Source organism: Parabacteroides chongii (assembly GCF_029581355.1).
GTDB lineage: Bacteria > Bacteroidota > Bacteroidia > Bacteroidales > Tannerellaceae > Parabacteroides > Parabacteroides chongii.
Genome location: NZ_CP120849.1, coordinates 607558 through 620685, shown reverse-complemented (window position 1 = coordinate 620685; position 13128 = coordinate 607558). Strand labels below are relative to the sequence as shown.

Here is a 13128-nt window from a genome sequence, read left to right as displayed (position 1 = left end):
ATTAAAATGAAACCGGAGAAAGATAATAGTAATTACAAGTATCTTTCTCCAGTTTTTTGATTATAACTATCTTAAATTGGGATTAATGTTTTGCTCGGATTGCGGTATTGGCCATTTGTAGTCTTGCTGACGGAAATTCCATTTGTTGACATACCATCGGCCATATTTGTCTTGATTATTATCACCATCTACTTTGCTGCGTCCTGGGAAAGGTGCACCGTATATTTTACCTTGCAATACTTCATGTGCTATCCCCCAGCGGAGTAGGTCCCAATAGCGAATGCCTTCCATGGCAAATTCTACACGACGCTCGTTGCGGAGGATCGGGCGCAACTTATCCGGATTTGTTTCGGTGACAGGAGGCATATTTACTGAAGAACGACCACGAACTGCATTGATTGTTAGGTCGAGTAGTGAACGATCAATAGGCTCTCCTCCTTCCAATTTTGCTTCTAGGTAACTTAACAGAATTTCCGGATACCGAATGATTGGGAGGTTAACCCCATATCTTCGGAGGTCTCCATTATATGACTCATCGAAATATTTTCGCATCATAAATCCTGTTTGGGTTGTTTGTCCGCTTTGTGTTGCGTCTACTCCACCGCGATCCGGATGTGAGCTGTAAGTGGTTCCTTTGAATGTCGCACCGTCGTAATAGATTGTGTAGTCTAATCGTGGATCTCTATTTTTTCCTAAATTATTCTTATCATATAAGGGACTTTCATAGCTGAAATTAGATCCATCCGTAAATTGATAAGCTTCAAACAAACTCCCTAAAGGGTTAATAATGCACCATCCCAGATCTTTTACAGGATAAGCGTGCTGAGGTAAACCACAACCTGCAAGGTCTGTTAGATATTGTGCTCCAATGATAATTTCCGGACTACCTTTTTGAGCTGGATAAAAGACTTCATTATAATTGTCTTCTATCTTGTTTTCTCCCATATTTATAATTTGAAGGAATGTGTTTGCTGCTTCTTTATATTGTTTTTCTGCTAGATAGGTTCGCCCTAAAAATGCATAAGCAGCTTGTTGAGATGCACGTCCTATCTCTGATGCTTGAAGTTCTTTCCAAGCTGGTAGATATTCAGCAGCTTCTTTAAATTCTTTTTCAATGAACGAAATGATTTCTTGTTTAGAAGCTTTTTTCACATTATTGGCTTCTTCTTTCGTTAGGACAGAAGTGACCAATGGTACATCTTGGAAATACTGTGACAAATAGAAATATTGTACAGCTCTTATAAAACGGGCCTCCGATTTAAATCGGTTTACTGTTTCTTGAGAAGCTGGAATCTGATCAATTCCCTCCAGGAAACGATTACAACGAGATATTTTAGCATAAGCATTACTCCAATAATTGGAAATAAATCCATTATTTGCAGTGAAGTTACCATTAACCATTTGAAAAAAACCTGAATTGTTTCCACGACGATCGTAGGCATTATCGCTGGCGAACTCTAAAAAGAGCACACCGCTATATGACCAAAAGTCTGTTGGACTATACTCTTCTGAATTAAAAAGAGTGTTACCTCTGTATATTCCGGTCAGTGCTATTAATGCGTTTTCTTCGCTAGTCCAAAATTCATTTTCCGCGAAATTATCCAAAGGGTTGCGGTCTAAGTTACATGACGTGTTAAATAAGAAAGACGCCAATATGTATACGATATAAAAATTTCTATATTTCATTTTTTTAGAATTTAAGATTTACACCAAATGTATAGGTTGATAGAATAGGGTAGTAAACACCATTACCATTAATTTCCGGATCCCATCCTTTTCTATATTTATTCCAACTACATGGATTTTCTGCAGTGATGTAAAAACGTAGACGGGAGATTCCTGCTTTCTTTATGATGGAAGATGGTAACGTATATCCTACTTGAACATTCTTTAAGCGAATATAAGAGGCATCAAGAATCCAAAAGTCAGATGTTAATGTGTTAAATGCTTCTGAACCTGTGACTTCCTGCATTCTTGGATAAACCGGATAGCGTTGAGGATTGGCCGGATCAAAATGTCCTTCATCTTGCCATGTTTGTACATTCCCGTCTCCGCACAATGCCCATCCTGCAAATCCATTGAGCAGCCCTTTTACTCCTGCTACTCCCTGTATTTGTAGGGATATATCAAACCCTTTGTATTCTCCTCCTAAATTTAATCCGAATGTATATTTAGGAATACGTGAGCCTAAATATACACGGTCGTAATTAGGATCAACTTGGCCATCAGGGACACCGTCCGGACCACTGATGTCTTTATAGCGAATATCTCCTTTTTGTGCTTGAGGCAATAATTGTGAAACATCCGCCCAGTCTTTAACTTCTTCATCACTGATGAAAACCCCATCGGTCAGATAGCCGTAGTACATTTCCATTGGGTATCCGATAAATAAATCACTACCATTTCCCACCATGCCGTTTAACTGCTCAACGTTTCCTACACCAAGACTTTTTACTTTGTTGTTAATGATACTGAAATTTGCGTTCACGTTATAAGAGACTTCTCCAATCTTGTTTTGATGCCCAACTTCGAATTCCCAACCGGTGTTTCTTAATTTACCCGTATTCATTACGGATACTTGTTGTCCCAATACACTGGATACACTTCCACTCGGTTTGTATAGAATGTCGTAAGTATTCCGGTAAAAATAACCTGCATTAATGTTGAGCAGCCCATTCCATAAATTACTTTCAAAACCAGCATCATAAGTTTGGGTTTCTTCCCATTTTATAGTGGGGTCAGTTGCTGTAACAACGGCAGCTCCTAATGCAAAATTATCTCCGAAGGGATAGTTTCTGCCTAATTCAAAAACTGTTTGCCATGGATAGTTTCCAATATTTTGGTTACCCAATTTTCCCCAAGAAGCTTTTAGTTTTAAGTTTGAAATCCATTCTAGACTTTCATTTTCCTTGAAAAAGTTTTCTTCAGAAATTCTCCAGCCAGCTGCTATAGAAGGGAAGAAACCATATTTCTGATTAGTAGGGAAACGAGAAGAGCCATCGTACCTAAGAGTCGATTCCAACAAATAACGTTCTGCAAAATTGTACCTGATACGTCCGAAGAGAGATTGAATAGCCCAGTCGTATCCTCCTCCTCCTGATTGTTGATTATCAGGTGAACCAGCATTTAAATAAGGTAAGTCGTTTCCTGGAAACTTGTCTCTATATCCATTTAGTGTACGATAAGACTGATCTTCCCAAGAATAACCAATTAAAGCTCCAATGGAATGATTGTTGATTTTTTTATTATATTCAGCAGTTGCTTGAAATGTTTTATAAATAGTTTTCAACATTTCATGCTTTAAAGAAGAGGTTCCAATATTTCTACCTTCTAGGATATAAGAAGCTCTATAAGTCCGTTGTTCTTGATTTTGATAATTAAAACCTCCTATGGCAGAGATTTTTAGATCGCTAATAGGACTATAATCTAGGCGAATATTTGCATTTACTTTGAAATCAGGTTCTTCGAAAAAGGATTGCGTATGTAAAGGTGTTGCGGGTGTTCCTTCTGATTTATTCCCTAAACCTAATTCTCCGTTTGAAAGAACTGTGGCCCATAACCCTGGATAACGGATTGCTGAACCTACCATATCCAGCATATTACCTGAACTACTTGTAGTCGGTTCTTTCCGTGTTGCATAAACTCCTGATAAGCGTGTTGTTATTGTCAAATTAGATGTAATATCCGTGACGAGATTTAATCGTGTATTGAAACGTTCATAACTATTTTTTTCAATGATGCCATCTTCATGTAAGTAGCCTAATGAAAGGAGATACCGATTACTGGAAGTACCTCCGTTTAGTGTTAAATCATGACCTGTTTGTATTCCTTTTCTTGAAAAAACTTCATCCAAGTAATTATGATTACCGTATTTATCTGGATTACTGCCATTTTTCATCATTTGAATTTCATCTTGGGTATAAAAATCTGTACCTCTTGCTTCATTCATTAATTCTGCATATCTCCATGTGTCTACAAATTCAGGAAGTTCTGTTGGTTGGTTGAATCCTACATAGCCATTATAGCTAATACTGATTTTACCTTCTTTACCTGTTTTTGTAGTTACAAGAATTACTCCGTTTGCAGCACGAGCACCATAAATTGCGGCTGTAGAGGCATCCTTTAATACAGAAATGCTTTCAACATCTTCAGCGTTGACATCATTGAGTGTTCCTGGTATACCATCGATTAGAACTAATGCATCTGCTTTACTGGAATCATCTCCACCAAAAGAAGCTACACCACGAACGCGTATTTCAGCCCCATTGTTTCCTGGTCGACCAGAACGTTGGATGACAGTAACACCGGCCATTTGCCCTGCCAATGCATTTGATAGCATTGATGTTGGTCGATTAGTTACTTTTTCACCGCCTATTTGTGCAATGGAACCGATTACGTTTACCTTTTTTTCTGTACCATATCCAACAATGACTACTTCTTCCAATGCTTGTGAGTCTTCTAGTAATTGGATATTATAGTTTGTATTGCTATCGATCGTGACTTCTTTGGTTAGATAACCGATGTATGATATTTGTAGCTTGCTACCTTGCGTGGCTTCTAATGAAAAATTACCGTCTAAATCTGAGATAACTCCATTTGTTGTTCCTTTAACTACAACATTTGCTCCAATTACTGGCAGCCCTGTTCCATCAAGAATAACTCCGGATATTTTTTTAGGTGCATTTTTCGTTGAGCTTTGTAAGGAATTTCCTGTATTTTGGGGAATAATAATAATATGTTTCCCTTCTATACGATAAGAAAAATCAGTGTCTTTTAAAAGACTTGTTATAACTGTCGACAAAGCTTCTCCCGTGAAGTTTTGATTAACAGGTCTATTAACATCTAATTTTGTTTGGTTGTAAGCAATACTAAAACCGGTCTGTTTCTCAATTTCTTCGAATACTTTCAGAAGAGTTTTGTTGTTACCGGTGATAGTAACTTGTTGACTCTGTCCCCAACAAATAGTACTTGTAAATAAGGCTAATAATACTGAAACGAATGTTTTACGGAAAATTAAGAGCATGTGTTTACTCTTGTGATAGTTTATTTTCATATTTTTGCATATTAAATCAATGATTACTATATTAATTTTAAGACTATTAGATGATGATTGTTGATTTCAGGGGTCCGGAAAAGGTGTCGCAATTTTTTTCGGTCCCTTTTTTCTTCATTAGGCTCCTTTCTTTTTATGTGAATAAACTGTGATAATATTATCTTCGATCTCATATTTTAAGTGACCGACTGTAAGTGTCAATATTTTCATGATGTTATCAATGTTTTCATATTGTTGAAATTTGATTGTGTACAGATCAGATGTGAATAAACGTGGATTTATTACAAATTGAACTGCATATTCACGTTGTATTGTTGCTAGTATTTCCTTGAGTGGCTGATTGATAAAATTGAGTTCTCCTTTTGTCCAACCGGAATAACTGGAAGCATTAATTGATCTTTTCTCAAACACACCTGTCTTGTGGTTGTATTCCAATTGTTCGTCGGGTGATAAAATGAATGAGTTTTCATCTTCTATGATCTTTTCAACTTTCACAGCTCCGTTTTCCAGCGTAGTGATAGTTTTGTCGCTTTCGGAATAAGCTTGCACATTGAATTTTGTTCCAAGCGCCTCGACTTGTAGGTAGTTTGTATTAACAATAAAAGGATGCTTCTTATCTTTTTGTACATTAAAATTAGCCTCTCCAATCAGGAAGAGAGTTCGCGTTTCTCCTTTGAACTCTTTGGGATAGATAAGAATACTTCCAGAATTGATGTTTACTATTGAACCGTCAGGTAATATTAATTCTTGTTTTTTTCCTTCGGGAACGAAACATTGTACCATCTCAGGGGAATGTATATTATGTTGAATGTATAAAAATGAGCCGACAATAGATAATAATGGAATAATCAGGATAGCGGCAACTCTCAATAGCTTATATAGCAGACTATACTGTTTCTGTGGAGACTTCTTTAATCCTATTTTTTCTTGTGTCGCTTTCAGTGAGCGGTAAGTTTCTGCCGTACCTTCCGTCGGATATTCTTCCCAAATAGAAAAAAGTACTTCTTCCTTTTCTTTCTTTTTGGAAGGAGCGATCAACCAGTGCCATACCTTATTCCGGAGTTCCGGATCGAAAGTGTGATTGACCAGATTATGTAATATTTTATATGTTTTCGACATGTGTATATGCTTTCCGTTTATTATAGGATACGTGAAGCGGGAAACACACACAGTCAAAAAGAAACTTTTTTCAAAATAATTTTAGATGATATTTCCCCAATAAGTGATTATAAAGAAACCGATAAGTTTGCGGATGTCGGCCAGTGCCAGTGTTAGGTGATTTTCGACAGTCCGTTTACTGATCGCGAGCCGTTCTGCTATTTCTTCGTTGGATAATCCTTCCATACGGCTCATTTGGTAAATCCGTTTTCGTTGAGACGGCATTTTTTCAACAGCAATAGAAATGAGGTATTCCAGCTCCTTTGCATATATTTCTTCTTCAATGCTGTCATTATTAGTAGGGAATAATAAGGAACGCTCGGTCTGCTGTTCCTGATAGTCTTTAAATAACAGACTACGTTCGATATGGCGGAAAACGGTATTTTTTGCTATGCGGAACAGATAAGCGTTCAGGTTATCGATACAGGTTAACCGCTCCCTGTTTTGCCACATGGATACAAAGATATCCTGCGAAATATCCTCAGCCTCTTCTCCGTTTTGCAGGATTCCGCTGATGAATCCTTTTATTCGTGGAAAATAATGCAGGAACAATGCTTCGAATGCTTGTTCATCGCCCTTGCTGACAGCTTCTATGTATCCTTTTTCGGTGGCAGAATCCATTATGATGTTTGTGATTTCTTTCTTGTGACAAATATACGATAAATATTGGTAAGGCAACTTTATATTTTTTTTAGGAATTTGTTTTGTGATTGAATAATAAGGTGTACTTTCGTGGATAACTATAATATTATGGATAAAGACTTCAATTACGATTTACTGCCGCATGATTTTGCACATTGTCTGAATAACACGTGTAAACTGGCCAATGAGTGTCTTCGTTGTAGAGCAACACAGTATATACCGGCGGAACGCAGAACGGTTACTATCATTAATCCGGCGCAAACTAATCCTGCAAGTGAAGAATGTCCCTTCTTCAAGCTCGACCAGGTACAGCAATTTGCTTTGGGTATGACCAATTTGTTGGCGCATATACCCCATAACGATGCGGTTGTTATCAAACAGCAGATGCTGGCTTATTTCGGACGGACACATTTTTACCGCCTTTGGCGTAAAGAACGTTTTTTCACTCTCGAACAACAGGAATATGTTCGCCAACTATTCCTTAAACGAGGTCTTCAGGAGGCTCCGGTGTTTGATGAATATGTCGGACAGTACGAGTGGTAAAAACTAGATGCTTAAAAGTGTTTCACCCTAATGGAACAACTGTTTCTTCGTAATGAAACAAGTGTTTCACTAGGGTGAAACAAAAAAGGCAGTGTAGTTTAACGATTTTAGTTGACTACTTTCTGTCCAATCTATAAAAAGGGTTGACTCGGTTTATAGTTAGTAATAAAAGGGTTGTCCCTTTGGCTGTAATAGTATTTTCCTTTCTTGAATAATGAGCATGAATGATGAATCTTAAATAGAGAAAAGATACGGATGTAACATACGACAGAGTTCTCTAAGAACTGTGTCGTATGTATATTTACCATTATACTGTTTCTCTGTCACTTATAATGACTGCTCAATAACAACAAACCTGTTTTTGACTAAATTTTCATTTAGTTTGCACAATCTTTTATTATGCGTAAGTTAACATATATTGTATCGACAAGTAGGGATTAAATGCTGTATTTGTATTTAAATTGTTAAAATATTGGCTTTTTACTGCTTTTTTGACGTAAAATAACGATATATAATAAAATATTAATACTTTTGTCGAAAGTGTTTAGTAATAGAGTTCTTAGAGAACTATGTCTAAAGATTTAAGAAACGCCAAATTCTAAGGAACTTTTACTAAGCTTTGTATTAGAAAGAGTGTAGATTAATTTAATTTTTGTGTGTTTATGGTGAAAAAATCAAAAATGGCAAAAGTTCTGCTGCTTTCCGTTTTGTTTGGAACGACGGGATTAGCCAGTACAGCAGTAAATCCATTTATTTCTGCTTCGACGATAGCACAGCAGAATGGAAAACTAACAGGAGTTGTGAAAGACGACATGGGACCCGTTGTTGGTGCTTCCATCGTTGTTAAAGGTACTACAAATGGTACAATCACAGATATGGATGGTAAATTCTCTCTCGATGGTGTGTCTAAAGGTACTGTGTTGGAGGTCTCTTTCGTAGGTATGGCTACGCAGACAATCACTTGGGATGGTCATAGTGCGTTGAACATACAGTTGAAGAGTGATACTCAAGATCTGGATGAGGTTGTTGTTGTTGCTTATGGTACAGCAAAAAAGTCTTCATTTACAGGTTCCGCATCAGTTGTCAAGGCCGAGCAGTTGGAAAAGATTTCCGGTTCCGGCTTTGTTGAGTCGTTGCAGGGTATGAGTGCTGGTGTAAATGTGTCTAATAATGCAGGAACCCCAGGTGCCGATCCGCGAATCCAAATCAGAGGTATCGGTTCTATGTCCGGTAAGACAGTGCCTTTGTATGTTGTTGACGGTATGCCCTATGATGGCGCGTTGAATTCGATTAACCCTTCAGATATTGAATCTATGACCGTGCTGAAGGATGCTGCCGCTTCTTCCCTTTACGGTTCACGTGCTGCAAACGGTGTAGTAGTTATCACTACGAAGAAGGGGAAACAGGGAAAGCCGACAATCAGTTTCCGTGGATCCTGGGGTACTTCCGACCTGGCTGTGCCGCATCCAACCAAGGCTGATCCTTATCAGCAGATGACTACTGTCTGGAGATCTATTTATAACGACCAATATTATAAATATGGTAAGAGCATGCAGGAAGCAGGAGATTTTGCTTCTCAGACTATGCTTTCGCGCCACGTCGTACCCCGTACAAATTCAAAAGGAGAGACTGTTTATGTCACACCGTTTAAATGGATAGGTGATGTTTCCAAATACGTGTTGCATGATGGCCAGGGTAATTGCTGGGCCAATCCTGATTTGGAGATGGTTTGGGACGAAAAGGACTACGATTGGTATGATGCTGTTTTCGATAAGAAACTTCGCCAGGAATATGGCTTGGATTTAAGCGGGTCAAGTCAGAATGGCAAAACGCAGTATTTTACTTCTCTTGGTTTCCTGGATGACAAGGGATATGCGAATAATGACTTTTATAAACGTTATTCATTCCGTGCGAATGTAACTTCAGAAGTCAACAGCTGGCTGTCGATGGGAGGAAACGTAGCCTACTCGTATGCCCGTAAGAATACGAGGGGATACGGACGTGCTTTGGTATTCTCCAATACGATGAACTCTCCTTGGTTGCGTAATGCAGACAACACAGCTTGGTGTGTTTCAGAGAAAACAGGTGAACGCATGTATGACTATGCTAATAATAACGCATATTTCTTTGGAGAGAATCCGGTAGGTCGAGGTGATTACTGGAATAATTCGAATGATGAAAGTTTTAACAGCAGCGAGTTCTCAACGGTGTCTGCTAAATATTTTGCAGAAGTAAAACTTCCATTTGACTTGAAGTTTCGTACAGGTGTTAATTTGGATGATAACACAATGAATGAATATGGATATGATTCTGCTATTCATGGTGACGGCGGACAGCTTGCCCCTTATGGCGTGACAGTCAAGACAAACGGTGGTTCGGCTACGCGTAAAACAACAAAGACAACTTCCATAACATGGAATAACCTGTTGACTTGGGATAAGACATTCGGCGATCACAATCTTAATGCGATGCTTGGTCATGAGTATTACCACTTCAATCAGCAGTATACGGAAGCTTACGGTGAAGGCATCATGCAATTGGGACAATATGAATTGGCTTCAACCACAATGAATTGGAGCAATACTTCAAACCGCATACGTTATGCGTTGCTGTCATTCTTCGGTAAACTTGATTATAACTATGCGAATCGTTATTATCTGTCTGCTTCTTACCGTCGCGACGGATCTTCCCGATTCAGCAAGGATAGTCGTTGGGGTGACTTCTTCTCTGTTGGTGGTTCCTGGCGTATCTCCAAAGAAGCGTTTATGGAAGGAACGAATGACTGGTTGGATAACTTAGCGTTGCGAGCAAGTTACGGTACTACCGGTAATGATAAATTGTATAGTAGTGGCAATGAGATTTGGTATGCTTATCAGGCTTATTTTACAAGCGACAACCTGTATGGTATGCCTGGCTACAAGCCATCGACGATTGCTACTCCTAATTTGAAGTGGGAAAGAAACAAGCAATTCAATGTTGCCGTCGACTTCAGTTTCTTGAGTCGTTTGAGCGGTACCGTTGAGTTCTACACTCGTAATTCTGCCGACTTGCTTTATTATAAAGAATTGCCTCTTTCTGCTCAGGTAGGTGATGCAAATGGTATCAATACTAATTTGGGCAATGTTAGGAATCAAGGCGTTGAAATTACCTTGAACGCTACTGCAATAAAGAATCGTGACTTCGAATGGACAATCGATTTCAACTTCTCAACTTTGAGCAATAAGGTTACTTATTTGCCAAGCGGTCCTTACAATTATTCATCCCGTGCGGGTTATCGTATGGAAGAGGGTAAATCATTGTATGAATTTTATATGCCGAAAAATGCAGGTGTCAATCCGGAGAATGGTAATATGCGTTATTGGATCAGAGATGGCAAGGACGGCTGGAAAACAACCGAGAATTTCTCAGATGTGACTACTGACGATTATCAATGGTTGGGCTCTTCCATTCCTAAAGCGTTCGGATCTATCACCAATAACTTTAAATGGAAGGACTTCGATGCATCCATGATGTGGTATGCTTCTTTCGGAGGAAAGATTTTCGACTATGGATGGCTGGAAGGTACAACTGTTCGTAATGGTTGCGGTCTTTTTTGGGATCAAGTCGAAGGCAAGGTTTGGGAGAAACCGGGTGACGAAGCATTGTTCCCCCGTTGGTCAGGAGATGATTATTCAAGCACACGTAAAACAACGGATTTTTATCTGTTCAAAAACAACTTCTTCCGTTTGCGTAACCTGACTGTCGGTTATACTCTTCCAAAAGCATTGACTGAAAAATTACATTTGTCTCATTGCCGTTTGTATTTGACGGGCGATAATTTATTTACATTAGGTTCTGCGGCTAAACGTCATACGGATCCTGAAACAGAAATAGATGGAGACAACTACAATGGTAACTCAGGCGGTATACAAACAGCAAGACGTGTATTCATGGGTGGTATTCAAGTTTCATTTTAATTAAAGTAAGATTTCGATATGAAAAAGATATATAAAACATTAGGGGTTCTTCCTTTAGCCTTCTTAATGTTGTCGTTAGGTAGTTGTAACGATCAACTTACGACGGATGATGCCCAGAGAGTTTCTTCAGAAACTGTACTTTCAAGTACGACAGGATTGAATATGGTGTTAAGGTCGGGGTATTATGGACTATTGTTGGGTGGTAGTTCTTATTACGACCAGGTGACAGCTAACTATACAGGTATGCCTGGTTTGGCTATGCATTATGATGTAGGCGGTTCGGACATTCTTTGTACTGGTAATTATGGCGGTGCTCCGGATGCATCTTATAAATATCTTCAGGATCGTACATTGGCTACAGGTCATGCTCACTATTTGTGGAGTAAAATGTATAAGATCATCAATGAGGTGAACCAAATACTTGATGCGCTTCCTGACGCTACAGGCAGCGAAGAGGAAAAGAGCAAGATTGAGGGACAGGCGTTGGCTATGCGTGGTATCAGCTATTTTAACTTGATTGTCAATTACCAGCAGACATATGCTATTGCTAAAGACAAGCGAGGGGTTATTTTGCGTACTTCAGCCAGTGATCCGGATGAAATGGGATTTTCCACCGTGCAAGCATGTTATGATCAGATCGTAAGTGACTTGAGCGGGGCTAAGGCTGCTTTGTCAGGTTTTAAGCGCAGTGAAAAATGGGAAATTGATGCAAATGTGGTTTCCGGTATCCTGGCACGCGTTTATCAGGTTATGGGAAATTGGCAAAATGCGCTTGCCGAAGCTTCGTCGGTTTATCAAAACTATGGTACACTTATGACGAAAGAGGAATGGTATGGCGGCTTCGACGACTTGGTGGCTAATAATTGCCAGGAGTTGGTTTGGGGCGTTAAGTTCACCAACTTGAGTAACTTGTCTACTTGTACATCATTCAATTTCTGGTATAATCAAGACCCCAGTTATGGTGAAGGTATGCAAGACGGTCCGATCTACAACTTTATAAACTTGCTGGTAGACCAGAAATATGTGGATCTGTTTGATGAAACAGATTACCGTGGAGCACGTTGTGACAAGACGGCTGGTGTAACAGATGAAGATGAAAAGGCTGTGATGTTTTGGCATCGCACAGGTAATGCCGATCCTGAAATAAATACTAAATGGGCTTACAATAAAATAAAGTCTTATGGTGATGGCGGTGGCGCAAAACAATCGCATTCATACGATATTGATTTTCCATTGATGCGCGGTTCGGAAATGTTGCTTATCATGGCTGAGGCAGAAGCCAACTTGGGTAATACGGGACAGGCTTTGACTTATCTGAATACGCTTCAGGCAGCTCGTGAAGCCAAACTGACTACTGCTGCCGACAAGCAAACATTACTAAATTCTATCTATGTGGAGCGTAGAAAAGAGTTACTGGGTGAAGGTTTGACTGGTATATACGACCTGCTTCGCTTGCAACAGCCTTTGGTTCGTTATGGTTCTTCTGCTTCTAATCCGGGAGGACACTTCGCTTCCGGTTTGGGCAATTTGGATGGTTATAATGGCTCCGATGTGGAACCGAAGGGTACATTGCCTTCAAACGATTATCGTTTTATCATACAAATTCCTCATAAGGAGTTTTCTAACAATTCCGTAATCAGTGAGGCTGATCAAAACCCGTTCAGTGGGCAATAAAGTACATGGCAAATAGCATGCTCGCTAACTAATATAAAAGGACTGTCTATGAAATATTGGGCGGTCCTTTTACTTTAAAAATATCCGGAGAACAAGTATTGA

7 protein-coding genes are annotated in these 13128 nt (G+C 39.1%); 3 read left to right on the top strand and 4 right to left on the bottom strand.

From position 1 onward, the window contains the following. Positions 1 to 66 precede the first annotated feature (66 nt). The 4 genes from P3L47_RS02720 to P3L47_RS02705 form a co-directional block, all read right to left on the bottom strand. On the bottom strand, positions 67 to 1686 hold the full coding sequence (locus P3L47_RS02720; RefSeq protein ID WP_277782598.1) for a RagB/SusD family nutrient uptake outer membrane protein: 1620 nt from the start codon (positions 1684 to 1686) through the stop codon (positions 67 to 69). 4 nt (positions 1687 to 1690) lie between these two features. Then, positions 1691 to 5053, bottom strand: coding sequence for a TonB-dependent receptor (locus P3L47_RS02715; RefSeq protein WP_277782597.1), 3363 nt, complete (start codon positions 5051 to 5053; stop codon positions 1691 to 1693). A 117-nt stretch (positions 5054 to 5170) separates the two neighbouring features. After that, positions 5171 to 6172, bottom strand: coding sequence for a FecR family protein (locus tag P3L47_RS02710; RefSeq protein WP_277782596.1), 1002 nt, complete (start codon positions 6170 to 6172; stop codon positions 5171 to 5173). Between the two features lie 81 nt (positions 6173 to 6253). Further along, complete coding sequence (locus P3L47_RS02705) at positions 6254 to 6832, bottom strand: RNA polymerase sigma-70 factor (RefSeq protein WP_277782595.1); 579 nt, start codon at positions 6830 to 6832, stop codon at positions 6254 to 6256. 129 nt (positions 6833 to 6961) lie between these two features. On the opposite strand from P3L47_RS02705, the gene P3L47_RS02700 reads away from it, so the two are divergent. The 3 genes from P3L47_RS02700 to P3L47_RS02690 all read left to right on the top strand — a co-directional run bounded on the left by P3L47_RS02700 (position 6962) and on the right by P3L47_RS02690 (position 13026). Then, the gene (locus P3L47_RS02700) at positions 6962 to 7396 is read left to right on the top strand and encodes a DUF6078 family protein (protein WP_122363735.1); all 435 of its coding nucleotides are present in this window, start codon (positions 6962 to 6964) and stop codon (positions 7394 to 7396) included. Positions 7397 to 8076: 680 nt separating this feature from the next. Then, positions 8077 to 11352, top strand: coding sequence for a SusC/RagA family TonB-linked outer membrane protein (locus P3L47_RS02695; protein ID WP_277782594.1), 3276 nt, complete (start codon positions 8077 to 8079; stop codon positions 11350 to 11352). Positions 11353 to 11370: 18 nt separating this feature from the next. Further along, complete coding sequence (locus tag P3L47_RS02690) at positions 11371 to 13026, top strand: RagB/SusD family nutrient uptake outer membrane protein (protein ID WP_277782593.1); 1656 nt, start codon at positions 11371 to 11373, stop codon at positions 13024 to 13026. Positions 13027 to 13128 lie beyond the last annotated feature (102 nt).